At 63.2% G+C, this 24,477-nt stretch carries 21 protein-coding genes and 1 pseudogene; 11 read left to right on the top strand and 11 right to left on the bottom strand.

What is annotated here, in order from left to right; genetic code table 11:
• Nucleotides 1-19 precede the first annotated feature (19 nt).
• The 4 genes from LMTR13_RS20445 to LMTR13_RS20430 form a co-directional block, all read right to left on the bottom strand.
• Nucleotides 20-949: an MBL fold metallo-hydrolase gene (locus LMTR13_RS20445; protein ID WP_418219707.1), complete on the bottom strand. Its 930-nt coding sequence runs from the start codon at nucleotides 947-949 to the stop codon at nucleotides 20-22.
• Between the two features lie 95 nt (nucleotides 950-1,044).
• Nucleotides 1,045-2,262 carry an NAD(P)/FAD-dependent oxidoreductase gene (locus LMTR13_RS20440; protein ID WP_065729396.1) on the bottom strand — a complete coding sequence of 406 codons (1,218 nt, stop codon included), beginning with the start codon at nucleotides 2,260-2,262 and terminating at the stop codon, nucleotides 1,045-1,047.
• Between the two features lie 119 nt (nucleotides 2,263-2,381).
• Nucleotides 2,382-2,693, bottom strand: coding sequence for a hypothetical protein (locus tag LMTR13_RS20435; RefSeq protein ID WP_065729395.1), 312 nt, complete (start codon nucleotides 2,691-2,693; stop codon nucleotides 2,382-2,384).
• 102 nt (nucleotides 2,694-2,795) lie between these two features.
• Nucleotides 2,796-3,743, bottom strand: a complete 948-nt coding sequence (locus LMTR13_RS20430) for a helix-turn-helix transcriptional regulator (RefSeq protein WP_065729394.1) — start codon at nucleotides 3,741-3,743, stop codon at nucleotides 2,796-2,798.
• A 477-nt stretch (nucleotides 3,744-4,220) separates the two neighbouring features.
• Between LMTR13_RS20430 and LMTR13_RS20425 the strand changes: the two genes are divergently transcribed.
• Nucleotides 4,221-5,153 (top strand): AraC family transcriptional regulator, encoded by a 933-nt coding sequence (locus LMTR13_RS20425; protein ID WP_065732839.1) that lies wholly within the window; start codon nucleotides 4,221-4,223, stop codon nucleotides 5,151-5,153.
• A 27-nt stretch (nucleotides 5,154-5,180) separates the two neighbouring features.
• Here the strand turns inward: LMTR13_RS20425 and LMTR13_RS20420 are convergent, their stop codons facing one another.
• Nucleotides 5,181-6,038 (bottom strand): catalase, encoded by an 858-nt coding sequence (locus tag LMTR13_RS20420; RefSeq protein ID WP_083219102.1) that lies wholly within the window; start codon nucleotides 6,036-6,038, stop codon nucleotides 5,181-5,183.
• Between the two features lie 384 nt (nucleotides 6,039-6,422).
• On the opposite strand from LMTR13_RS20420, the gene LMTR13_RS20415 reads away from it, so the two are divergent.
• The 4 genes from LMTR13_RS20415 to hflX all read left to right on the top strand — a co-directional run bounded on the left by LMTR13_RS20415 (nucleotide 6,423) and on the right by hflX (nucleotide 12,089).
• Nucleotides 6,423-8,777: a sensor histidine kinase NtrY-like gene (locus LMTR13_RS20415; protein WP_065732838.1), complete on the top strand. Its 2,355-nt coding sequence runs from the start codon at nucleotides 6,423-6,425 to the stop codon at nucleotides 8,775-8,777.
• Between the two features lie 3 nt (nucleotides 8,778-8,780).
• Nucleotides 8,781-10,151: a nitrogen assimilation response regulator NtrX gene (gene ntrX, locus LMTR13_RS20410; RefSeq protein ID WP_065729392.1), complete on the top strand. Its 1,371-nt coding sequence runs from the start codon at nucleotides 8,781-8,783 to the stop codon at nucleotides 10,149-10,151.
• Between the two features lie 301 nt (nucleotides 10,152-10,452).
• A complete protein-coding gene (hfq, locus tag LMTR13_RS20405) occupies nucleotides 10,453-10,701 on the top strand; it encodes an RNA chaperone Hfq (RefSeq protein ID WP_006020546.1) in 249 nt (82 codons plus the stop codon).
• 11 nt (nucleotides 10,702-10,712) lie between these two features.
• On the top strand, nucleotides 10,713-12,089 hold the full coding sequence (gene hflX / locus LMTR13_RS20400; RefSeq protein ID WP_065729391.1) for a GTPase HflX: 1,377 nt from the start codon (nucleotides 10,713-10,715) through the stop codon (nucleotides 12,087-12,089).
• Between the two features lie 20 nt (nucleotides 12,090-12,109).
• Here hflX and mazG read toward each other — a convergent pair whose 3' ends face one another.
• Nucleotides 12,110-12,964, bottom strand: a complete 855-nt coding sequence (gene mazG, locus LMTR13_RS20395; protein WP_065729390.1) for a nucleoside triphosphate pyrophosphohydrolase — start codon at nucleotides 12,962-12,964, stop codon at nucleotides 12,110-12,112.
• 131 nt (nucleotides 12,965-13,095) lie between these two features.
• Between mazG and queC the strand changes: the two genes are divergently transcribed.
• The gene (gene queC, locus LMTR13_RS20390) at nucleotides 13,096-13,809 is read left to right on the top strand and encodes a 7-cyano-7-deazaguanine synthase QueC (protein ID WP_065729389.1); all 714 of its coding nucleotides are present in this window, start codon (nucleotides 13,096-13,098) and stop codon (nucleotides 13,807-13,809) included.
• Here queC and LMTR13_RS20385 read toward each other — a convergent pair.
• The 3 genes from LMTR13_RS20385 to nthA are packed head-to-tail and all read right to left on the bottom strand — an operon-like array spanning nucleotide 13,806 to nucleotide 15,495.
• Nucleotides 13,806-14,192 (bottom strand): nitrile hydratase accessory protein, encoded by a 387-nt coding sequence (locus LMTR13_RS20385; protein ID WP_065729388.1) that lies wholly within the window; start codon nucleotides 14,190-14,192, stop codon nucleotides 13,806-13,808. The genes queC and LMTR13_RS20385 overlap by 4 nt on opposite strands.
• Complete coding sequence (nthB, locus tag LMTR13_RS20380; protein WP_065729387.1) at nucleotides 14,192-14,851, bottom strand: nitrile hydratase subunit beta; 660 nt, start codon at nucleotides 14,849-14,851, stop codon at nucleotides 14,192-14,194. The genes LMTR13_RS20385 and nthB overlap by 1 nt, the downstream gene beginning before the upstream one ends.
• Nucleotides 14,851-15,495, bottom strand: coding sequence for a nitrile hydratase subunit alpha (gene nthA, locus LMTR13_RS20375; RefSeq protein ID WP_065729386.1), 645 nt, complete (start codon nucleotides 15,493-15,495; stop codon nucleotides 14,851-14,853). Before nthA ends, nthB begins: the two co-directional genes overlap by 1 nt.
• Before the next feature lie 171 nt (nucleotides 15,496-15,666).
• Here nthA and LMTR13_RS20370 point away from each other — a divergent pair, with 171 nt between their 5' ends.
• Nucleotides 15,667-16,473 (top strand): enoyl-CoA hydratase/isomerase family protein, encoded by an 807-nt coding sequence (locus LMTR13_RS20370; protein WP_065729385.1) that lies wholly within the window; start codon nucleotides 15,667-15,669, stop codon nucleotides 16,471-16,473.
• Between the two features lie 221 nt (nucleotides 16,474-16,694).
• Nucleotides 16,695-17,072, top strand: a complete 378-nt coding sequence (locus LMTR13_RS20365; protein WP_065729384.1) for a rhodanese-like domain-containing protein — start codon at nucleotides 16,695-16,697, stop codon at nucleotides 17,070-17,072.
• 52 nt (nucleotides 17,073-17,124) lie between these two features.
• On the opposite strand, the gene LMTR13_RS20360 is transcribed toward LMTR13_RS20365, so the two are convergent.
• Nucleotides 17,125-18,327, bottom strand: coding sequence for a M24 family metallopeptidase (locus LMTR13_RS20360; protein ID WP_065732837.1), 1,203 nt, complete (start codon nucleotides 18,325-18,327; stop codon nucleotides 17,125-17,127).
• A gap of 231 nt (nucleotides 18,328-18,558) precedes the next feature.
• Nucleotides 18,559-20,067: a helicase HerA domain-containing protein gene (locus LMTR13_RS20355; protein ID WP_065729383.1), complete on the bottom strand. Its 1,509-nt coding sequence runs from the start codon at nucleotides 20,065-20,067 to the stop codon at nucleotides 18,559-18,561.
• Nucleotides 20,068-20,486: 419 nt separating this feature from the next.
• Between LMTR13_RS20355 and LMTR13_RS20350 the strand changes: the two are divergent.
• The 3 genes and pseudogenes from LMTR13_RS20350 to LMTR13_RS20340 form a co-directional block, all read left to right on the top strand.
• Nucleotides 20,487-20,876 (top strand): annotated as a pseudogene (locus tag LMTR13_RS20350) (TRAP transporter substrate-binding protein); the annotation flags it as partial.
• 19 nt (nucleotides 20,877-20,895) lie between these two features.
• Nucleotides 20,896-22,794, top strand: a complete 1,899-nt coding sequence (locus tag LMTR13_RS20345) for a TRAP transporter large permease (RefSeq protein ID WP_065729382.1) — start codon at nucleotides 20,896-20,898, stop codon at nucleotides 22,792-22,794.
• 30 nt (nucleotides 22,795-22,824) lie between these two features.
• Complete coding sequence (locus tag LMTR13_RS20340) at nucleotides 22,825-24,474, top strand: acyl-CoA synthetase (RefSeq protein WP_065729381.1); 1,650 nt, start codon at nucleotides 22,825-22,827, stop codon at nucleotides 24,472-24,474.
• The last annotated feature ends 3 nt before the right edge of the window (nucleotides 24,475-24,477 follow it).

The following is a 24,477-nucleotide window of genomic DNA, read 5'->3' as shown; positions in this document are numbered from 1 at the left end:
GCGCCTCTCGTTCGTGCGGTCAGTAGTCCCAGAAGACCGGCACCCAGCGAAAGGCGTCGCCGTCGACTGCCACATGGCCGACGGATGGGAACGGCAGGTGAGTGGCCACCAGCAGCCCACCGGTCTCAGCCAATTCCCGCAAAAGACTGATACGAACGCGGGCCGACTCCTCGGGGTCGTGTTCGAAGCCGTTGTACCACTCGGGGTGCTCGAACCCGACCGCGAACACGAGGTCTCCGGCGAACGTCAGCCGGTCGCCGCCGGACGCCACGCGGACCACGCTGTGCCCGGGGGTGTGGCCGCCGGTGCGAGTAACGACCACTCCCGGTGCCACCTCGTACTCCTCCTCGAACGGCCGCAGCTGGCTGCGGTACTCTTTCACGAACCGCTTGGCGGTCGATCGAAGCGCGTCCGGAAACCCCGGCGGCATGGAGACGTGGGAGAAATCGGGCGCCTCCCAGAACTTGACCTCGGCGGCCGCCACGTGGATCCGCAGGTCCGGACGTAGCCGTTCCTTGACCCCTTCGACGAGCAGCCCGCCAATGTGGTCCATGTGCATGTGGGTCAGCACCACGTCGGTCACGGACGCAAGATCGATGCCGGCGGCCTCCAGTCGCTTGATCAATTGCCCGGCGCGCGGCAAGTGCAAGTCCGGGTCGAGACCAAGCCCAGCATCGACGAGTATGGTCCGGTCGCCGCTACGCACCACGACCACGTTCAGCGCCCAATCGTAAGCGTCCGGCGGCAGGAACATGTCTTTCAGCCAGGTCGCCCGGACGGCCGGATCGATGTTGTGTGCCAACATTGCCGTTGGGAGCGGTAGCACGCCATCGCTGACCACCAGCACGTCAATGTCGCCGACCTGCACCGCGTAGCGCGATGGAACCAATTCGTTGGACCCCGGTCCACCGGGATGTGAGGTGTTGGCTAGGCTCGTGTCTACGTCCATGTTCGTCTCCTGTTTCATGTTCAAGATTACTGGCTGGTCTCGGTTGAGCAGGCCGCGCAGCCAGCGAGAAGCGCGGCCCGTTTCGCGTGAAGGATCTAAAAGAAGCCACTCACGTCAGTCACACGCTCCGGATCGGCAGAGGCCAGCGCGGCAGCGCGCTCGGCACGCGGCGGATAGATCCAGACAGTGTTGATTTCCTGCTTGGTCTTCTTGCCGACGTCGCCGACCATCGCCACCTTGCGCTCCCAGCCGGTCGTGAACAGCGCACCGGCCTCGCCGAGATCCAGGCAGGTGACGTAGCCCTTCTGGTGGTAGGGCTTGGTCGGAACGCCCAACAGTTCTGCCGCAGCGTTGTTGCCGGCAAAGGCACCCATCCGCGTGGCGTGCTGGCACGACATCAGCGCGTAGTTGCCGATATCGTCACATGCTGCGCGAGCGGCGTCACCGGTGGCAAAGACGCCATCCACCGACGGCACGCGCAAATCCCGGTCGACAAGCAGCCGGCCGAAATTGTCGCGCTCGGCGGGAATCTGCTGGGTCAACGGGGCGGCACGAATGCCCGCCGCCCAGATCACGGTCTCGGCTTCAATGCGTTCGCCATCGGAAAGCGTGACGCCGGATTTGTCGAGCGACGCGACGCCGGCACCGAGCCGGGTCTCAACGCCGAGCTTGCGCAGCGCGTCCTCGATGACAGGACGGGGGCCTTCGCCCATATCGGGAGCGATCGCGGGGTTGCGGTCGACGATGATGACGCGCGGCTTGGCTTTCTTGCCGAGGATCTCGCGCAGCCGCGCCGGCATTTCGGTTGCCGCCTCGATGCCGGTGAAGCCGCCGCCGGCGACGACAACCGTGTCGCGCCCATTCATTGCCGGCCGGTCGGCGAGGGCATGCAGATGCTTATCGAGCGCGATCGCGTCATCGAGCTGGTCGACGCTGAAGCCGTGCTCGGCGAGGCCCGGAATATTCGGACGGAACAGCCGGCTGCCGGTGGCGACGACCAGGCGGTCGTAGGAGAGCGTCTTTCGCGTGCCTTTGGCCGTTGCGATCTGCACCATGCGGGACTTGGTGTCGATCGTCTCGGCGCTGCCTTGCACGTAGACGACGTCGATGGCCTTGAGCACGTGCAGCAGAGGCGCCGTCAGGGTTTCGGGCTTCGGTTCGTAGAGCCGCGGGCGGACGACCAGCGTCGGCTCTGGTGCAACGAGTGCGATCTCGAGCTCGTCAGGCGAAACGCCCTGGATGTCGCGCAGGCGGGCAGCGGAAAGGGCGGCATACATGCCGGCGAAGCCGGCGCCTAGGATGACAAGTCGCATAGTTTTCTCCTCTGGTTAGATTCTCTCGGACGTACGCGCGTCATCGCCGCCGCTCTGCATTGGCGGTAAACCTCTTGCCATCGATGACGCCTAAGATGATGTGAAACGAATCCCGGCCGTTACGGTGCGGGGCAGTCCAGCATGAGCGACATTGGCATGGGGCGTTCACATGCCGCTCGGCAGCCTCCGGATCCCAAGAGCGAGCCGCGTTGAAAGGCCATCAACGGAGCGGGCTTCGCGGGCCAGTCCTTGTAGAAGATGATGGAACTGACAGGGTTGGCGGTTTGGACGGCATGTGCCGGAACTTCCGTTTCCTCGCCCGCTGCCGAGGTGAAGCGAACGCTCAACGAAAGTCCGTACATGAGTGCGGTCGCGACGACTCTCCGCCGCGGTGCGATTGCAAAGGGGTTAACGACGTTCATCCAGGCCATCGTTTGTCTCCATCCGGTGTTGGCGTTGGGCGTAACGTTGATTTAGCGAATTAGCTTTGCGACTGCCCCAGAGCGATTGCCGTACCTGTAGAGCGATTGCTGTTACCGAATGCGTCGCCGCCAATCGCTCGGTGTCTCTCCGGTCAGCTTCCTGAACGCCGCAGCGAAGGCGGTCTGGGAGGAATAGCCAAGCGCGGCTGCGACCGAGGCGACCGACGCGTCCGTGTCCCGCAGCATGTTCATGGCCTGCTCGAGTTGGTGCTGGCGTAGCCAGGCATGCGGCGAAAGCCCCGTACTTTCCCTGAAGGCGCGGCAGAAATGGAAGCGCGACAAGCCAGCATCGGAAGCGAGCGCCGCGAGCGAGACATCCGCGTCGGCATCCGAACGCAAACGCTCGATAGCGCGGCCGAGCACCCTCGGCGACAATCCGCCCATGACCGGCTGGATCGTGGTTGGCGCGCCGGTGTGCGCAGCCAGCAGACGCGTGGCCAGGAGGTCCGTCAGTTGCTGCCTGAAGAGCGTATCCAAGGCCTCATTGCCCTCCAGGACATCCGAGGCGCTCAGGAGCAATCGGGATGTAATGGGGTCGGGATGCGCCGTTCGCTCCACGAGATTGGTCGATGCGGCGATGTAGGCTTCGTTGGCAACCCGCTTCAGCGTTGTGTGAGGAAGATAGAGCTGTACGACATCAACAGGTTTCGGAATATCCCATCGGGAGCTTGATCCTTCCGGAATGATTATCAGAACCCCGGGACGAAACGTTCCAATGGCAACCGATCTTCCTGACCGCCGCTCCATGCGCTGAACCGAGCCATTGTAAGCCATGATAACGTGGTGGGTCATGGGTTCGACGACGTCGTGCAATGGGTCGTGCTTCCAGTGGGCAATCCCGGCCCCGGAGGTGTCCAAGGCCATGCGGAGTGGTTTGGTGTGGAGCACGCGTGCCATCTCCGCATCGGCAGCACGGGACTCGGCGCTCGGCGAAGCATCCGCATCCGACGCGGTGTGGGAATTCACTTGCGAAGAATTGCGCAGGATTGGCTTGCTCATGGCAGTTGCTCGCTTGAAGGGGGCCTTTCGCTCGCGCCGCCAGGCCTGACTCGCCGTGCTGACGCGAAGCTGTTGCTTCCTGTCTGCCCGTACTGATGCCGCCAAGCGTCGAGAGCTCGGTGCGCGTTCTAGGCGCGCAGAACTGCAGGGTCTTTCCCAAAGCGGCGGTGCTTTGCCTGATCTTGCTGCAAGCGGTCATCAAGCGTTTGTGACCAAAGTCGCTCAGCGGTTGCGCAGGGGGCGGCCTCTGCCATCGCATGAGGGAAGGGGCTGCTACCACTGCGTGTGCTTGTGTTGCAAACGGACAACAGCGCTGCCGTTCCAAAGCAAGCTGCCACGCCTTGTGTCACAAAACTGATGAGATGGCGGCCTCGGCCAAACAGAGTAGACGGCCGCGCTCGGAAAGCAGATACTATGCATTCATTTCGCTGACGCGCGATGACCAGCCCTTCCAACTTCAAAAGCGAGATAACGCATATGGCACAGGCGGGCGCCTTCGGAGCGAGGCTCGGGCGATTCCTGCACCTGAAAGATGCGCCGCCGTCGCTGGTCACACGTTCGCTGCGCGGCGTTGAACTAGCGGTCACCGAAACGCGCGATGATAATCCGATACCCGGCCTTTCCGGCGCGCTGACACCGGAGGACGCCTTTCTCGTCAGCCTGAAGCTTCACGATTATCCGGACTGCGAGCTTTGGGAGCGCGGCAAGTGCATCATGAAGAGGGATGTCCGGGCCGGCGCAACCTATCTGTACGATCTCAAGTGCGATCCGCGCTATGTGATCGACAAGCCATTTCATTCGCTGTTCTTCCATCTTCCACGCTCGGCACTCGACGGCATCGCTGAACAGTCAGGCGCACCGCGCATTGGCGATCTTGCGTGTGAGCTCGGCGTCGGCCACGACGACACGGTCGTCCGTCATATCGGCGCCTCGTTCCTGGAAGGATTGCGGCGGCCGTCCGAGGCCAACCAGCTTTTCATCGATCACATGATGCTCGCGCTCACCGCGCACGTTGCTCAGACCTATGGCGGACTGCGGCGCAATACCGAACTGGCCCGCGGCGGCCTTGCGCCCTGGCAGGTCAAGCGCGCGTGTGAAAGACTGGAGGCCGACCTCGGCGGGACACTTTCGTTGCAACAGATCGCGGCAGAATTCGATCTCTCTGTCAGCCACTTCTCGCGCGCCTTTCGCATCTCCACCGGCCTGCCGCCACACCAGTGGCTGCTTCGCCAGCGCGTGAAGGCGGCCAGGCAGCTTATGACCGTTCGCGACCTGCCGCTGGCGGAAATTGCGGTGGCGGCGGGGTTCGCCAATCAGAGCCACTTTACGCGGGTGTTTACCTCCGTGATCGGCGTCAGCCCGGGAGTGTGGCGTCGCGAAATGCAGGGCGCGCCGGAAAGTGAAACGTGATCGGAGCACGGCAGCAGCCTCGTCCGCTCAGCGACGCCTTGTCTGTGAGATAGTGTAGGCGGCGCGGCGGGCCGCAAACATCTCGTCCGGCGGATGACCGATGCCTTCGGCCAGAGTTGCCGGATTGAAGACGGGCTCGTCGCACGCATCGCTTGCTTCAATACCGGTGATCACGATCGTTCCCAGCCGGACCGCCTCGCGTCCGTCCTCATCGGGCCATCGGACGGTCACGTCCATGACGGGGTCACCGGGACGATCCAGCAGCGCCATTACGCTGAACCTGATATCGCGAGCCGCGATCCGGGTTTCGAGGTCGTCGTGCAGCAACTCGGCAGGCTTTACCTTGACCTTGGGCTCGGTCGCCTGTTCGCCAACTGGCGTGACCTTGAACTTGATGAACCTGGTCTCGCCCTTTGAATTCGTCGCGGGAAAAGCGTGCACGCCCCAATAGGTTGTGCAAGCAAAGCTCGCGGGCGGCGGATGCGCGGCCATGTAGCTTGCCTGATGCAGTGTCTCGGGATTGGCAAGTGAGAATGCCTCGACCTTTTCCACGTCCGGCTTACCGTCGGATCCTGGAATGCGCGCTCGGAGGAAGGCCAACATCTGGTCAAGCGTCCTCGCGAAATGAACCGGGGCGCTCTGTGTGCAAACTTCTGAGCGCTGGCGATCGCTACCGAGCCGGAAGCTGAAGCCGCGCAGCAACGTGTCGTTGGTGTCGAGGCCGCCTTCCACCGAGAAACGCGCCAGCACGCGCGATGGCTTGGTGAAGCTGCAGGATTTCGTGATCTCCTTTGCCTGATCGGATGGGGCATAGGTGCCGCGAACACATCGACCTCTGGCAAAGCTGGCACGTGCCTTTGGCGGAAGACCGGCAACCCTCTTCATAGCGGCGACGATGGATGCGGGGCTGGCAGGGCCGCGCGGGAACTTGGGCAGGATGGGACCTCGGGTTCGAACGTTGGTGCACGTTTCTGGCCCAGGACAGCTTGGGCGTCTTTCCCGAATCCCCCATGCCTTGTCCGATTCTGCGACAAAGCTTGCCGATGGCAGCTTCCCCGATGGTTGCCCGTCGCGTTGCGGCTAATGGCTTCGCGAGGACCGCATTCGTGATTCGGCGTTTTGGTAATTTTACCACTTACCTGAAAAGAATACTCGTAAGCTGTTGATAACACGAGCATCTTAGTGATGCCGCATTTCGGCAACATTGTGATATGAATGCATCAGTCCGCGGAAGGCGGGCAACAGCCTTTCAGCTCACCGATTGCCGGAATGACCACCGCAGAGACCTCGGCACCACCGTTCGACCCGTCGCATACCGAATCCACAGGGGGAATCCTGCGGAAGTGGGTGGCTCCGTTTGCGGTCGGGATCGCGCTGCTGTCGGCATTCCTGACCTTCGTGGTGCTCAGTGGCCTGACGCCGATCGAGCCCACCCGCCAGGTCGTCTATTCGTTCCTGCTGATCAACGCGGCAACCATCCTGCTGCTGGTCGGGATCATCATCCGCGAAGTCTGGCTGGTGATTCAGGCCCGGCGACGCGGCAGGGCGGCGGCACGGCTGCATGTCCAGATTGTCAGCCTTTTCTCCGTCATCGCCGTCTTGCCGGCGGTGCTGGTAGCGGTCGTCGCCAACGTGACCATCGACCGCGGCCTCGACCGACTGTTCTCGGGCCCGACGCGCGAGGTGATGGAGAACTCGCTGATCGTCGCCCGGGCCTACACCTACGAACACGCGCAACTCATCCGTGGCGACATCCTGGGCATGGCCAACGACATTGCGCGCGCCCGGCCGTTGTTCGAACAGGACCGGCAGTCGTTTCGCGAACTGCTGACGGCCAGCGCCGCCTCCCGCAATTTGCCGGGGGCCATGCTGATCGACAAGGATCGCAACGTCCTGGCGGAAGCTCAGACCGGCATCAAACGGGAATTCACGACGCCGCCACAGGATTTTCTCAGCAACGTCAATGAAGAGGAACCGCAGATCGCGGTCTTCCCTGAAGCGAATTATGTGGCCGCGGTGATCCGGCTGCGCACCTTCAATGACACGTTCCTTTACGTGGCGCGGCTGCTCGACCCTCGCGTGGTCGCGCAGCTCAAGCAGACCGAAGCGAGTGTCGCCGAATATGCCCAGATCGAAGCCCGCCGGCTCGGCATCCAGGTCGCTTTCGCTTTGATGTTCGCGGTGATCGCGCTCACAATTCTGATGGCATCGGTGCTGATCGGGCTGAATTTTGCCAATTGGCTGGTGGCGCCGATCCGCAACCTGATGAGTGCGGCCAACATCGTTTCGACGGGCGATCTGCACGTCCAGGTGCCGGTGCACAAGTCTGAAGGCGACCTCGCACAATTGGGCGAGACCTTCAACAAGATGACGGCCGAATTGCGTACCCAGCGTGACGAACTGGTCAACGCTTCAGACCTGATCGACAGCCGCCGTCGATTCATCGAGGCCGTGCTGTCGTCGGCCAGCGCCGGCATCATCGGCGTCGATGCCTCCGGCAGCGTCGGCATTCTGAACCGCTCGGCCGAGAAACTTATCGGCCATGCCGAATCCGAGACGCTGGACCATCCGCTTTCGGACGTGCTGCCCGAGCTCGACGACATGATGAAGACGGCCCGCGAGGGCACGCAACGCCTGGTGCAGGGCCAGATCACGATTACCCGCGATGGGCATGAGCGCAATCTGTCGGTTCGCGTCAGTGCCGAGCAGACCAGCCAGTCGCGCGACAGCTACATCATCACGCTCGACGACATCACGGATCTGGTCTCCGCGCAACGTACCTCGGCATGGGGCGACGTGGCGCGCCGCATCGCCCATGAGATCAAGAATCCGCTGACGCCGATCCAGCTTTCGGCCGAACGCATCCGCCGCAAATTCGGCAAGGTCATCACCGAAGACAGGAACATCTTCGAACAGTGTACCGATACCATCGTGCGACAGGTCGACGACATCAGACGGATGGTCGATGAATTCTCCCGTTTTGCGCGGATGCCCAAGCCGGTCATGGAAGGCGAGGACGTCGCCGACACCGTGCGCCAGGCGGTATTCCTGATGAAGGTCGGCCATCCCGATCTCGATATCGAAGCCGATATCAAGCAGGATCCGATGCGGGCGCAGTTCGACCGCCGGCTGATCTCGCAGGCGCTGACCAACATCATCAAGAACGCGACTGAAGCGATCGAGCAGGTCCCGCCGGAAGAACTCGGCAGGGGCCGCATTGACGTGATCGCCGCGCGCGAACACGACGACATCGTGATCGACGTGATCGACAATGGTATTGGCCTGCCAAAAGTGAGCCGCGCCCGTTTGCTGGAGCCCTATGTGACGACGCGCCAGAAGGGCACCGGGCTCGGGCTCGCCATCGTCGGACGCGTGCTCGAAGACCATGGCGGCCGCATCGAACTCAAGGATGCCTCGGATTTCCGGCCCGGGCAGCGTGGCGCCTGGATGAGGTTGCGGTTCGCCGTCAGCGGCCATGCGTCGAAAGCGGACGCGAGGGGGCCGTCTCCGGAAGAAAAACAGCAGGGCGATCAAACAAAAGCGCCGCCCGGCGAAACCAATGAGGCCGCGTCCGCGACCAATGACCAAGCAAAAACCGAAGCCGCAATGACAAGACAGGTGTAACCCATGGCCAGTGACATTCTGATTGTCGACGACGAAGCCGATATTCGTGACCTCGTTGCGGGCATTCTGGAAGACGAAGGTTTCAATACCCGTACTGCGCGCGACAGCGATTCGGCGTTGGCCGAGATCGCCAACCGCCGCCCGCATCTGGTGTTTCTCGATATCTGGCTGCAGGGCTCCAAGCTCGATGGCCTGCAATTGCTCGAGCAGATCAAGAAGGATCACGCCGACGTCCCCATCGTGATGATCTCCGGCCACGGCAACATCGAGACCGCGGTCGCGGCCATCAAGCGCGGCGCCTATGACTTCATCGAAAAGCCGTTCAAATCGGACCGGCTGATTCTGGTGGCGACAAGGGCGCTGGAGACCTCGCGTCTCAAACGTGAAGTGAAGGAACTCAAGCAACTGGCTCCCACAGCCAGCGTCCTGACCGGGCGCTCAGCCTGCATGAACCAGCTGCGCCAGACCATCGATCGCGCGGCCAAGGCCAATAGCCGTATCCTCATCGTCGGCCCTTCCGGTTCGGGCAAGGAGCTGGCAGCGCGCACGCTGCACAATGCATCGAGCCGGGCAGAGGGCCCGTTCGTCGTCATCAACGCCGCGGCGATCACCCCGGAGCGGATGGAAGTCGAGCTGTTCGGCATCGAGCAGACCAACGGCGAGCAGCCGCGCAAGCCCGGCGCGTTGGAAGAGGCACACGGCGGCACGCTATTCATCGACGAAATCGCCGACATGCCGCGCGAAACCCAGAACAAGATCCTGCGCGTGCTGGTCGATCAGACCTTTCAGCGCTCGGGCGGCACCGCCAAGATTCATGTCGACGTCCGAATCATCTCCTCGACCGCGCGCAACCTGGAGGAAGAGATCGCGGAAGGGCGATTCCGGGAAGACCTCTACCATCGACTGTCAGTGGTGCCGATCCGCGTTCCCCCGTTGTCGGAACGCCGCGAGGACATCCCCGAACTGATCGACTATTTCATGGATCAGATATCGGCGGCGACCGGCTTGCCGAAGCGGCAGATCGGCCAGGACGCAATGGCGGTATTGCAGTCCCATGTCTGGCCGGGCAACGTCCGACAGCTCCGTAACAACGTCGAGCGCGTGATGATTCTGGCGGGTGGCGGTCCGGAAGCGATCATCACAGCCGATATGCTGCCTCAGGATGTCGGCTCGATGGTGCCGGCGATGCCGACCAGCAACAATGGCGAGCACATCATGGGGCTGCCGCTGCGCGAGGCGCGGGAAGTGTTCGAGCGTGACTACCTGATCGCGCAGATCAGCCGGTTCTCGGGCAACATTTCGCGTACGGCCGAATTCGTCGGCATGGAGCGTTCGGCCTTGCATCGCAAGCTGAAGGCGCTCGGCGTTGGCTAAAGCTGATTGAATCGCTCAAGCGATACGAATCGAACGCGCGGCCAACCCAATGGGGTCTCTCCGATCCATGCATCTGCTTGGGAATATTTATCTCTTTCCGGACACTTGCGGAGAATGGCCACTGGGTTCCGCACCGGTGGCGCCTGAAGCGGCTTGCCTAAAAACCGCGCGTACCCTCTAATCGTCATTGCCGAACTTGCCGGAGGGGGATCTCAGGGCAGGCCGGCAGGTCGGGGCGGGCTCCGTGAGAGAGCAACAACCGGCTTAATAAAAAGAAGCACAAGACGGCGGGATAAAAACAATGGCGGCAGACCGCGCACAAAATCTACAAGACACCTTCCTAAATCACGTTCGTAAGACAAAAACGCCACTGACGATCTTTCTGGTCAACGGAGTAAAGCTGCAGGGGATAGTCACCTGGTTCGACAATTTCTGCTTGCTGCTTCGGCGCGACGGTCACTCGCAGCTAGTCTACAAGCATGCGATCTCGACCATCATGCCCGGCGCTCCGATCCAGTTGTTCGAGGGCGGCGAGGATGCTCCGGCTTGAGAGTGAACTGATTGGAACCCTTCGACCGTGAAGGGAGCGCCGACCGTCCGCGGTCGGCGGGGGCCAAACAAAGCGGGCGGGTGATCGTCATCGGGCCCTATTTGCGTATGCGCCGCGGCGATGCCGATGCGCAGACGAACGAGGCTGCGCGCGACTCCGAGGCCCGGCTCGAGGAAGCGACGGGGCTGGCGCGCGCCATCGATCTCACGATCGCCGACGCGCTGATTGCGCCCGTCAGCCAGATCAGGCCTGCGACCTATCTCGGCAAGGGCAAGGTCGAGGAGATCACCGGCCTGATCGCGGGCCATGACATTGAACTGGTGGTGATGGATTGCGCGCTGTCGCCGATCCAGCAGCGCAACCTCGAGAAGGCCTGGAACACCAAGGTGCTCGACCGCACCGGACTGATCCTGGAAATCTTCGGACGTCGCGCCAAGACCAAGGAAGGTGCGCTGCAGGTCGAGCTCGCGCATCTCAATTATCAACGCAGCCGCCTGGTGCGATCCTGGACCCATCTGGAGCGCCAGCGCGGCGGTTTCGGATTCATGGGCGGCCCCGGCGAAACCCAGATCGAGGCCGACCGTCGTCTGATCGGCGACCGCATCACGCGGTTGGAAAACGAACTGAAGAAGGTGCAGGCGACGCGGCGGCTCCATCGTGCCGGCCGGCAGCGGGTGCCGTATCGCGTGGTCGCGCTGGTAGGCTACACCAATGCCGGCAAGTCGACGCTGTTCAACCGGCTCACGCGTGCCGAGGTGCAGGCGGCCGATATGCTGTTTGCGACACTGGACCCAACCTTGCGCGCGCTGAGCCTGCCGCATGGCGGCAAGGCGATGCTCTCCGATACCGTCGGCTTCATCTCCAACCTGCCGACGCAGCTCGTGGCCGCCTTCCGAGCCACGCTGGAAGAGGTGCTGGAGGCCGATATCATTCTCCACGTTCGCGACATCTCGCATGAAGATGCGGAGGCGCAGGAGCGTGACGTTGACGCCGTGCTGCGTCAGCTCGGCATCGATCCGGATGCCGGTGCACGTATCCTCGAGGTCTGGAACAAGATCGATTGCTTCGATCCCGAGGAACGCGAGAACCTGCGCAACATCGCCGCGCGCCGTCCGCCGGAACGGCCATGCTTCCTGGTCTCCGCCGCGTCGGGCGAGGGGATCGATGCGTTGCTGACCGCGATTGAGGATCGCTTGGCGGCGACGCGCACGACGCTCGACCTCTCCATCGACGCTTCCGACGGTGCCGGAATCAGTTGGCTGCATCGCAATGCCGAAGTGCTCAACAAGGAGCTTCGCGACGGGCGCTTCGACATGACGGTGCGGGTCGACGAGACCAAGCGCGACATCGTGGTGTCGCGCTTTGATGCCGTACCGCGCGTGGCGTGATTATCGCGCAAACCTGCGTTTTATCTCCGATCGCTCCGCGCTGCGGCTGATGCGGCCGGCTGTTCGGCTCCCTTGGCCTCGTTCCACAACGCATCCATTTCGGCGAGTGTTGCGTCCTCAAGCGAGCGGCCTTTGGCCGCCAGCACGCGCTCGATGTAGGCAAAGCGGCGTTCGAATTTGGCATTGGTGCCCCGTAGCGCAGATTCCGGATCGGCGCCAACATGGCGGGCCAGATTGACCAGGGCAAACAGGAGGTCACCGGTTTCTTCCGCAAGCTCTTCGACATTCTTGCGGTCGAGCGCTGCTTCGATTTCGTCGGCCTCTTCGCGAATCTTGCTGAGCACTGCACGGGGATCGTTCCAATCGAAGCCGACGGTGGAGGCCTTGCGCTGCAATTCCATCGCGCGCGTCAACGCCGGCTGGCCGGCCTTGACGGTTGCAAGCAGTGATTTGTGCGTGGTCTCTTCCGGCGGCCGCCGCGCCGCGCGCTCGGCCTTTTCCTCGGCCTTGATACGCTCCCAGGCGCTCTTGACGCCGGCGGGAGCGATATTGCCGTCCTTGTCGGCGAACACGTGCGGATGACGGCGTATCAACTTGCCTGTGATCGCCTCGACCACGTCGCCGAAGGCAAACGCGCTTTGCTCTTCCGCCATGCGCGCGTGATAGACGACCTGCAGCAGGAGATCGCCGAGTTCCTCGCGCAGATCGTCGAAATCGCCGCGTGTGATCGCGTCGGCCACCTCATAGGCTTCTTCGATGGTGTAGGGCGCGATGGTCGAAAAATTCTGTTCGAGGTCCCATGGACAGCCCGTGACCGGCGTGCGCAGCGCCGCCATGATCTCGATGAGGCGGGAAATATCGCGGGAAGGGGTCATGGGATTTCCGTCGCTTGGGGGAGACAGGCCGCTTTATGCCGCAAGCGGTCGACCGATCCCAGCGGAACGCGCCGAAATCGAGGCAATTTCCACCGGTTGGCCTTGAGGCGAGGGAGTGCTAATTGCCCGTCATGAGCGACCGATCATCGTCCGAAACCGCGCTGGTGCTGTTCTCCGGCGGGCAGGATTCCACCACCTGCCTGGCCTGGGCCTTGCGGCGCTTTGCGCGCGTCGAAATGCTCGGCTTCAGCTACGGCCAGCGCCACGCGATCGAGCTGGAATGCCGCGACCGCCTGCTGGCGGGTATCAAATCGTTGCGACCGGATTGGGCGGCAAAGCTCGGCGAGAGCCACACGCTGGAAATCCCGACACTGGCGGAAATTTCGGATACCGCTCTGACGCGCGATGTGGCTATTGCCATGGGCGCTGACGGCCTGCCCAATACCTTCGTTCCCGGCCGCAATCTGGTGTTTCTCACCTTCGCCGCGGCGCTGGCGTACCGGCGCGGCATCGGTCACATCGTCGGCGGCATGTGCGAGACGGATTACTCCGGCTATCCGGATTGCCGAGACCACACCATCAAGGCGCTGCAGTCCGCGCTCAATCTCGGCATGGCCAAAAATTTTGAGCTGCATACGCCGCTGATGTGGCTCGACAAGGCTGCCACCTGGAAGCTCGCGCATGAGCTTGGTGGGGCAGGGCTGGTCGATCTTATCCGCGAGCAGTCCCACACCTGCTATCTCGGCGAGCGCGGCGCGCAGCACGATTGGGGCTATGGCTGCGGCGAATGCCCGGCCTGCACATTGCGAGCGAAGGGCTGGCGGGAATATGCGGCGCTGTCCTAGCGGCCGAAATCCTCCGCCCTCAACTCGATCGGCGCGCCGTGCGGGGTGCGGTCGGCGGCGTGATCCCAGGCGTCACGGTAGCGATGCAGGAGGTCGGACGTCGCAACGCCCTTGGCGGCGACCAGTGTCTCCAGCGTCGCCAGCCAATGCCGGTAATACGTCTCGCCCGTATCGGGATCGCCTTCGGCCTGCGCGCGCTTGATTTGCGCCCCCAGCGTCTCCGCCCATTCCTTCCAGGTGAACACGCCGGCCTCATGCAACGCCAGCGCCATGGCAAAGGCGCGCGCCTCCCATGGCTCCCGAAACACCGGGCCGTCTTCGTCGCGTGGCACGCCGGGAACGGCGACCGCGGCGCGCATGGCCTGTTGCGGGGTCAAGTCCATCACACGCGCTCCAGATAGGATTCCCAGGCGTCGACGGAGACTCTGAGCGTCGGGTCGCCGTCCTTGCCCCACAGTTCCGGTCCGTCGAACCGCACGGTGTAGAGCCATTGCGGGTCTTCGCCCTGGCCGAGCGAGTTGGTGTCGGGGAAGACGTGGCAGCCGTGATTGAGCTCGATGGTGCCGAGACGGCCACGGACATATTGCGGCAGCCGCGTATGCGTCACCGGATGGATGTCTTTCATCCGCACAATGTCGCCGATTGCAAACATCGCGGGTGCTTTCGCCTCGCGTTCGGTTGGGCCGCCGCGGCGGATTGCCGGCGTGACTTCATTTGGAGCGATCGGCTTGACGCCAGGCTTGGGCGGCGACAACACCTTGCCGGCCTCGATTTCCTCGCGCGTCACCAGCCCGCGCTCGATCATCAGCGTTTCCAGCCCGGCCAGCCAGATCTCGAAATAGCTCTTGCTGAGGTAATCCTCGGGCGGACGGTTCTCGCGCGCAAACCGCGACATATCGATGTTCCAACCGCCCGGACGCGCCATGGCGACCGTCAGGGCAAAGGCGCGGCGCTCCCAGTCGCCGTGAAAGACCGGCTCGTTCGGCTCGGGTACGACCGGCCCAAAGCCCTTGGCACCGCCCATGTCATGCGCGCCGTCCATCAGGCGGCCTCACCGGGCTGTTTGGGCAAACCGGTGCCGATCATGCTGTCGCGGGTGACGAGCTCGGCGAGCTGTTCGGCGCTCCAGCCCTCGGTACCCTCAGGGCGCATCGGCAGTACGAGGTAGCGGATTTCGGCCGTGGAATCCCAGACCCGGATTTTGGTGGTGTCCGGCAGCGTCACGCCGAAATCCCTGAGCACGCCGCGCGGGTCGGACACAGCGCGCGAGCGATAGGGCGCGGATTTGTACCAGACCGGCGGCAGCCCAAGCACGGGATGCGGGTAGCAGGAGCACAGCGTGCACACTACCATGTTGTGCTGCTCGGGCGAGTTCTCCACGACGACCATGTGCTCGCCCTGGCGGCCGGAATAATCGAGTTCGGCAATTGCCGCGCTCGCGTCCTTTAGCAGGCGTTCGCGATAAGCGGGATCGCTCCACGCCTTGGCCACCACGCGAACGCCGTTGCGCGGTCCGATTTTCGTTTCATAGAGATCGATCAGGAGGTCGAGGGAGGCCGGATCGACATAGCCTTTCTCGGTCAGGATCGATTCCAGCGCGCGGACGCGCAGCTCGGTCTCCGAGAGTTCGGAGTGGTCGTGGTGGTGATGGCCGTGGTGGTCGTGGTCGTGATCATGGTCGCTCATGCCGTGAGGATAGGCGCAAAATCCGGGCTATGTCGAGGCCGGGGCCCCGATCCGCGCCCAGCAGATGCGATGGTTTCGCGAACAAGACGAACAGGAACCGACGAAGGATTCAGGTTCGCCGGAATTCTTTCTGGTCTAAACTTTCGAAAAAGACTGATAGGGAGCGATGCATTGACCGGGTTTGTGACGATTGAAAACGGCCTCGGGCCGGAGGGCCGTATCGCAGTGGTGCGCTTCGATCGCGGCGACGGCATCAATGCGTTGTCGCCGGAAGCGCTGCGTCAGCTTACCGACGCCGCCCGCAGCTTTGAGGACGATGGCGATACCTCGGTCGTGGTGCTGACCGGCGGCGCAAAATCGTTCAGCGCCGGCTTTGATCTGAAGGACCCCGAAGGCCGCTCGCGCAAGACCATGGATCTCGGCGCCTTGCGCCGGCACTTAAAGCTCGGGCCGCGGCTGACCCGGGCCTGGCAGGACATGGAGCAGATCACCATCGGCGCCATCGAGGGCTTTTGCGTGGGCGGCGGCGTGGCGCTGGCGGTTGCGCTGGACTTTCGGGTGATGGCGCGCGACGCCCACATGCGCGTGCCCGAGATCGGCCTCGGCATGAACATGAGCTGGCAGAGCGTGCCGCGGATGCTGCACCTCATGGGACCAGCCCGCACCAAGCAGGCCGTGATCCTGGCCGACCAGCGTATCTCGGCAGCCGAGGCCTACGAATGGCGCCTGGTGGAGGAGGTGGCAGAACCGGGCAAGGCGTTCGACGCGGCGATGGCGCTCGCCGCCAAAATCGCCGCCCAGCCACCGCTGTCGGTCGCCATGACCAAGCTGACGGTCAATCGCCTGGCGCATGCGCTCGATGATCTCGCCAGCCATATGGACGTCGACCAGTTTGCGCTGGCGAGCATGACCGAAGACCACAAGGAAGGTGTTGAGGCGTTCCTCGGTCGCCGCAAGCCGCGGTTCAAGGGGCGGTAGATTCGCGCGAGGCCGCGCGCCAAAACGATCCCGGCGGGCGCTCCCCCTGGCGCTCAATCGACCCCGATTGTCCTGCGATCGCATGATCGACATCAAACCACGCGGGCTATAGCGTGCTGCTGCGCATTGCGATGAACCTGCAGTGTCGGTGACATTGTCTGGCCTTTGCCAGTGATTAGATCAACGACCACCGCTCGTGGCGAGCCACAGGAGAAGACCTAATGAAAACAGTCCAAGCGATGCTGGCTGAAGCTGAGGCCGAAGTGCCGCGTATCAGTCCGGACGAGGCCAAGGGATTGCTGGGTAGGGTTGACGTGCTGTTTCTCGACGTCCGAGAGCCAGCGGAGGTGGCAACGTCGGGCAAGGTGCCGGGCGCCCTTGCCGTGCCGCGAGGTCTCGTGGAATTCCGCGCCGATCCTGGCTCGGCGATGCACGATGCGGCCTTTGACCGGGCCAAAACGGTGATCGCGTATTGCGCTTCGGGTGGACGTTCGGCGCTCGTTGGCAAGACGCTCAAGGAAATGGGTTACACCAACGTGCGCAATCTCGGCGGCTTCAAGGGCTGGCTGGACGCGGGCGGAGAGGTAGAAAAAGGCTGAGGCGATAGCGCGTTGCGACCGCTGTCGCCTCCAGCCAAATGGTCTTGAGGCCTCACTGCGCCAATGCGCTGCCGCCGATATTCCAGCCGCGGCTGCCTTCGCCGAAGATCTCGTAGCCGGTTGCGGTCACTGCAACCGTGTCCTCCAGCTTAATGAAGCCACGGCGCGGGTGCTTCATCGTCGTTTCGATCGACACCACCATGCCGGGCTCCAAGGGCCGGCGCGCGTCCGGGTCATCGTAGGGAATAGGGCCCTTGGCCGTCAGGCGAGGGGCCTCGTGGCTGACCAGCCCCATGCCATGCGCCAGGAAGTCGGTGCAGTCGCGCCGGCTGGACTGCGCGAGCCGCATTTCCGCCGCGGCATAGATTTCGCCACCCATCGTGCCCGGCCGCACCGCGGCGAACGCAGCCCGCTGGACGGCTTCGATTTCGGCCAGCAGGTCCTTCAATTCACTGTCCGGTTCGCCCAGCACGGCCATGCGCGCGAGGTCGCCGATATAGCCGCGGTAGTTGCCACCGGAATCCAGCGACAGCACGTCACCGGTTTCCCAGCGGTCGGCGGAAGGCGCCCGGTTGTGGCTGGCGCCGCAAGCCAGCAGGCAATATTCGAAAGTCAATCCGCGCTTGACCTCTGCGATCCTCAGTGCGTCGAAAAGTTGCTGCTTGGTGGTGCCCGGGCCGTGGTTTGCGATCACCTCGTTCATGGATTCGATGACCAGTTCGGAGGCTTTCTTCAGCCTGCCCAGTTCCGTCGGCGATTTCACGGCACGCAGGCGCTCCAGCACCAGCAGCGCATCCTTGATCTCGCTATCGGGCAGGGCGTCCGAAAGGGCCCTGCCGGCATCCATCGGCAGGAACGGCATCTCGACCCCGATCCGCTTCGTTGGCATACCTGCCTCCTTGATCAGGCGTGCCGCGAGCGAAATGGCGTCGACCGAACCGTTGCCCTCGGTTCGGACCTGCGGAACCCATAGCGGCGCCACGGCCCGCTGATGGGTTTCCAGCCGGTGCCCGATATAGGCCGCCTTGTCGGGTGCGCCCTTCGGGTAGATCAGGACGGGCAAGTAACGGCTGACGCCGAGCGCGTCCATGTAATCGAAGAAGATCGCTCGCTCGGCGTCGAGCAGGTACTGGACATTGTGCTTGGAGGTCGCGACCAGGATGTCGAGTCCAGCCGCTTCCATCAAAGAATCGAGCTTGGCGGTATCGAATGGAATGGCGCGAGATTCGGTCGGACGGCTGACGCGTTCTTGCATGATGAGACCTCCGTTGCGGCTGGTTTGAACCAACCGGCCTCCGGGCATTGTGTTTCGCTCGGAAACCGCATTGTGGGTGGGGAAGCGGGGGTTCGTACCAGCGATGACATCGGCACGCTCCAATGCAGATTGACGAACGCTCAAATTCGGCGGAGGGGTCGGCGGACACCTGTTGCAGACACCCACGGGGCTGAGGTGGGGTATTGTCTGACTACGCGCTCGATCATCGCATCATAGAGCCGAACTGCTGCAGCCATGCTCGGCCGGCAGTTCCTCGGCATTGGGGTCACCCGGCGCCGTCGCCCAGGCCAGTTCGACGAGCGTCACGATCCGCCGACCGGCACCGTCAAGCTGGCAAACAATGAGGCCCTGTTCCTCGATGTAGGTCAGCAGACGCCGTGCACGGCGCAACGAATGTGAGCCATAGGCGCGCGCAATCGCTGCATCGCCCGGGCAGGGCCAACCTTCCTTTGCGGCGCGGGCGATCATCATGAAGACGCCTTGCATATCCTCCGGCAGAAGGGAGGCGCGCACCGAGACGTCCTGCCACCCGTCATCCTCTGCCATATCGGAGCCGAGCCCGGCGCGGGCGCGCGTCAGCATGCGACGGAAGTCACCCAGGTCCGGCACGGCCGAACCGAGGCCCTCTATTCGGCAGCGGACCACGAACTCCTGATAGAGCACGCCGATTGCCCGGAATCCGGCCTCGGGTTCCGCCATGATGGCGCGCAGAATACGGTCCACTCGTTCACGCCGCTCCGCCAGTTCCTCAGCGTCGAGTGGCTGCTCCACGGCTTCGGGACGGATCTCCTGCGCCGCGGTTTTCGCCGCCATGAGCTGGGCGAGGAGGTCTGGCGACGACCGGCGCTGGGGCCGATTATTCTCGGGCGGCGGCGCTGCCAGAATGATGGCGCGTGCGTCCAGTGTCTTTTCCGGCAGAGGCATCAGGCGCGGGGTCGCGTTTCGCGGCGCGGTATCGGTTGGACCAATGCGAAGCCCGAGCGGACGGCGGGAGAGGGCCGGTCCCAGCGCCATGAATTGCCCGCGCTCCAGATCCCGGAAAGCCTCTGCCTGTCGCCGTTCCATGCCAAGAAGGTCGGCGGCGCGCGCCATGTCGATATCCAGAAAAGTTCGACCCATGAGGAAATTGGACGCCTCGGCCGCGACGTTCTTGGCGAGCTTCGCCAGTCGCTGCGTGGCGATAACTCCCGCAAGCCCGCGTTTGCGGCCACGGCACATAAGGTTCGTCATGGCGCCGAGCGAGAGTTTGCGCGCTTCGTCCGAAACCTCGCCGGCAACTGCCGGTGCGAAGAGCTGCGCCTCATCCACCACCACCAGCATCGGGTACCAGTGGTCGCGGGCGACTTCGAAAAGCCCGCTGAGGAAGCCGGCGGCGCGCCGCATCTGGTTCTCGGCGTCGAGCCCCTCGAGATTGAGCACCGTGGAGACGCGATGGATGCGCGCTCGCTCGCCGGCGACCTGCAGACCCCGCTCGGTGTGGTCCTCGGCATCGATCAGGAGGTGGCCGAAACGGTCGCAAAGCGCCACGAAGTCGCCTTCGGGGTCGATGATGGTTTGCTGTACCCAAGGGGCACTCTGTTCCAGCAGCCGGCGCAGCAGATGGGATTTGCCGGAGCCTGAATTGCCTTGGACCAGCAAGCGGGTCGCAAGCAGTTCCTCAAGGTCCAGAGTCGCGGGGGCGCCTGCCGTCGTGTGTCCCATATCGATCGCAATGGTCATGTCTCGACTCAACGTCTCCCTAAAGGGAGGCGGGCTTAACAACCGGATCGCAGCCCGTCGAGCAGCCCATGGCCGATCACTCCGTGTTCTCCACGGCTGGTCCGGAGACAGAGCATGAAACCCAACAGAGGCGATCGAGCGGACGGAGTCAGACACGCTGAATTCGCATAAGGTATATTATGGAATATCTATATCTACAATTAAATCAGATATTTAGTCGGATATGCTGGCAAACCCAGTTAGCTCTGGCGTCGAAATGGCTTGCTCTTGGCTGGCCATGATAGTCCAGATCTGCAGCGTCCCGGCCATTCCTATTGCCGATACTTGCTGACGCTGCAATAAGCGCGCGAATGCGGCGATCGCTGATGATCCCGTGGACCGCAGGTCCGTATCTCGGGACCTCAAGAACAATAACTCTCAGGATCGTCGAGGGCCAGGAAAACCCGCTGGCGATCATCTCGACTGCAAAACTGTACGAAGTGCAGAAGTTCTGCTCGCTGACCAACCACATGTGGGACGGCTTCTGGTTCCTGGCGAACCGCCGCGCCTGGGAAAAGCTGCCTGCGGATGTCAGGACCATCGTCGCCAAGAACGTCAATGCGGCGGCGATCAAGGAGCGCGAGGACGTTGCCAAGCTGAATGCCGGGCTGCAGCAGGAACTGGCCGGCAAGGGCGTCACGTTCAACCAGCCCAACGTGACACCGTTCCGTGACAAGCTCCGCGCTGCGGGTTTCTATGCGGAATGGAAAGGTAAATACGGCGACCAGGCGTGGGAGCTGCTCGAAAAGTCCGTCGGCAAGCTGTCCTAAGCGCACGCGAGGGGCCGTCGTGGCTCATGCCGAACTGAGTGAAGTGATTGGCGGTGAGGTGGCTCAGCCCCCTCGCCGCCGTTCGTTGCTGGCATCGATCGAGCATGTCCTGGGAATGCTGGTCGAGATTCCGGCAGCGCTTCTGGTGGTTGCCGAAATCGTCATCCTATTCGCTGGCGTGGTGGCGCGCTACGCGCTGCACCGGCCGCTGATCTGGTCGGACGAGCTCGCTTCAATTCTGTTCCTGTGGCTCGCCATGCTGGGTGCTGCCGTTGCGTTCCGACGCGCCGAGCACATGCGCATGACGGCGCTCGTCGCCAACGCGAAGCCCGCCATGCGCGCCTATCTCGATCTGGTGGCGACCTCGGCCGCGCTGGCGTTTCTGATCCTGATCGCCTGGCCGGCCTACGAATACGCCTACGAGGAAAGCTACATCACCACGCCGGCGCTGCAGATCCTCAACAGTTGGCGTGCCGCGGCGCTACCGGTCGGCATTGCCCTGATGGCGCTGTTCGCGTTCCTGCGGCTCGCCCGCGCCAGCAAGGTTCGCACGGTACTCGGCGCGGTGCTGTCGGTCGCGCTTGTCATCGGGATATTCTGGCTGCTCAGGGGCTCGCTCAAGCCGCTCGGCAACCTCAATCTGATCATCTTCTTTGTTGGCATCGCCGGCTTCTGCGTGTTTGCCGGCGTGCCGATCGCATTCGGCTTTGGGCTCGCGACCTATGGCTATCTGGCGCTGACCACGGGCACGCCGCTGATGGTGCTGGTCGGCCGCATGGACGAGGGCATGAGCCACCTCATCCTGCTTTCGGTGCCGCTTTTCGTGTTCCTGGGCCTGCTGATTGAAATGACGGGCATGGCGCGTGCCATGGTGGCTTTCCTCGCAAGCTTGCTCGGCCATGTCCGTGGCGGGCTGCATTACGTGCTGGTCGGGGCGATGTATCTGGTATCGGGTATCTCAGGCTCCAAGGCCGCCGACATGGCTGCCGTGGCGCCGGTGCTATTTCCGGAAATGAAAGCGCGAGGCGCCAGGCCGGGCGATCTGGTCGCCCTCCTCTCTGCCACGGGCGCGCAGACCGAAACCATTCCGCCGAGCCTCGTGCTGATCACCATCGGCTCGGTCACCGGCGTCTCCATCGCGGCGCTGTTCACCGGCGGCCTGCTGCCCGGTCTGGTGCTGGCGATCACGCTGTCGGCACTGGTGTGGTGGCGCTACCGGGGCGAGGACCTGCGGCACATCACGCGGGCGAGTGTCACCGAGATCGTCCGCGCGTTTGCCATCGCCCTGCCCGCCATCGCGCTGCCGTTCGTGATCCGCTACGCCGTAGTCGAGGGCATTGCGACCGCCACCGAGGTCTCCACCATTGGCATCGTCTATGCCTTCATCGTCGGATTTCTGATTTACGGCCTCTTGATCTACCGCAATTTCGACTGGCGCCGGATTGTGCCAATGTTGATCGAGACCGCGTGCCTGTCGGGCGCGATCTTGCTGATCATCGGCTGCGCCACCGGCATGGCCTGGGGCCTCACACAGTCCGGCTTTTCGCGGACGCTGGCGGCCGCCATGACCGGTCTGCCCGGTGGCTCGGCGACGTTCATCGCCGTCTCGATCGTGGCCTTCGTGATCCTGGGCAGTGTGCTCGAGGGGATTCCGGCGATCGTGCTGTTCGGGCCGTTATTGTTTCCGATTGCACGGGCCGTCGGCGTGCACGAGGTCCATTATGCGATGATCGTTATTCTCGCGATGGGTATCGGGCTATTCGCGCCGCCCTTCGGAGTGGGCTATTATGCGGCCTGCGCCATCGGGCGCGTCGACCCGGCCGAGGGTATCCGGCCGATCTGGGGTTACCTGTTGGCGCTGATGGTCGGCCTGATTATCGTGGCGATCTTCCCGTGGATTTCCATCGGGTTCTTGTAAGGTCAAACTTTTGTAGATGGGACATAGCCAATGAGCGCAGCCCAGAACCAGTATTCCATCGGGTTGGACAAGACCCCGGCGAATTACGTGCCGCTGACGCCGCTGAGTTTCCTCGCCCGCAGCGCCGCCGTCTATCCCGATCATCTCAGCACGGTCTATGAAGGCCGCAGCTTTACCTGGGCCGAGACCTATGAACGCTGCCGGCGCTTTGCGTCCTGGCTCGCCGGTCGCGGCATTGGCGTCGGCGACACGGTCGCGGCGATGCTGCCGAATGTCCCGGCCATGAACGAGCTGCACTTTGCCGTGCCGATGGCCGGTGCCGTCCTGAACGCGCTGAACATCCGGCTCGATGCGCCCTCGATCGCTTTCCAGCTCGATCATGGCGGCGCGAAAATCATTCTCGTCGATCCGGAGTTTTCAGGCGTAATTTCTGAAGCGCTGACGCTAATGAAGGGACCGAAACCGTTTGTGGTCGATGTCGACGACGCGGCCTTTGCCGGTGGCAAGCGGATCGGCGAACTCGAGTATGAGGCGGCGGTCGCAGCGGGCGATCCCGGCTTCGTCGCAAGGCTTCCGGCCGACGAATGGGATGCAATTGCGCTCAGCTATACCTCGGGCACCACGGGCAACCCCAAGGGGGTCGTGACCCATCACCGCGGCGCCTATCTCAACGCCGTCAGTAACATCCTCGCCGGGAATCTCGGCCAGCATCCGGTCTATCTGTGGACGCTGCCGATGTTCCACTGCAACGGCTGGTGCTTTTCTTGGACGGTGGCGGCCTCTGCGGGCATCAATGTCTGTCTGCGCAAGGTCGATCCGGCAAAAATCTTCGAGCTGATTCCAAAGCACGGCGTCACCCACATGTGCGGCGCGCCGATCGTCTACAACACGCTGATCAACGCGCCCGGTGCGCCCAAGGGCGACAAGGCGCGCAGCGTGGTCGGGTTGATCGCCGGCGCAGCACCGCCGGTAGCGGTGCTCGAGGGCGCTGAGAGCATCGGCATCAAGCTGACGCATGTCTACGGCCTGACCGAAGTCTATGGCCCCGCCTCCGTCTGCGCCGAGCAGCCGGGCTGGGACGAACTGCCCGCCGATCAGCGCGCGCAGATGAAGCGCCGGCAGGGCGTACCCTACCCGCTGGAAGAAGCCGTAACAGTGCTCGACCCCCAGACCATGCAGGAGGTGCCGCGCGATGGCGAAACTATCGGTGAGGTGATGTTCCGCGGCAATATCGTGATGAAGGGGTACCTCAAGAACGAGAAGGCGACGCAGGAAGCCTTCGCCGGCGGCTGGTTTCACACCGGTGATCTCGGCGTGCTCGACCAGCATGGCTACGTCATCATCAAGGATCGCTCCAAGGACATCATCATCTCCGGTGGCGAGAATATCTCCTCCGTCGAGGTCGAGGACGTCCTCTACAAGCATCCTGCCGTGCTGTTTGCGGCCGTAGTCGCAAAGCCCGATTCCAAATGGGGCGAAGTGCCCTGCGCCTTCGTCGAGCTGAAGGAAGGCGCCAAGGCGACGGAGGCCGAGATCATCGCCTTCTGCCGCAGTCACATGTCTGGCTTCAAGACGCCGAAGGCCGTCGTGTTTGGCCCGATCCCGAAGACGTCCACGGGTAAGATCCAGAAATTCATGCTGCGCAATCAGGTGGACTCGGCGAAGGCGATATCGGCGTAGTCC

This window comes from Bradyrhizobium icense, assembly GCF_001693385.1.
Lineage (GTDB): Bacteria > Pseudomonadota > Alphaproteobacteria > Rhizobiales > Xanthobacteraceae > Bradyrhizobium > Bradyrhizobium icense.
This window is presented reverse-complemented; position numbering and strand designations above follow the sequence as displayed.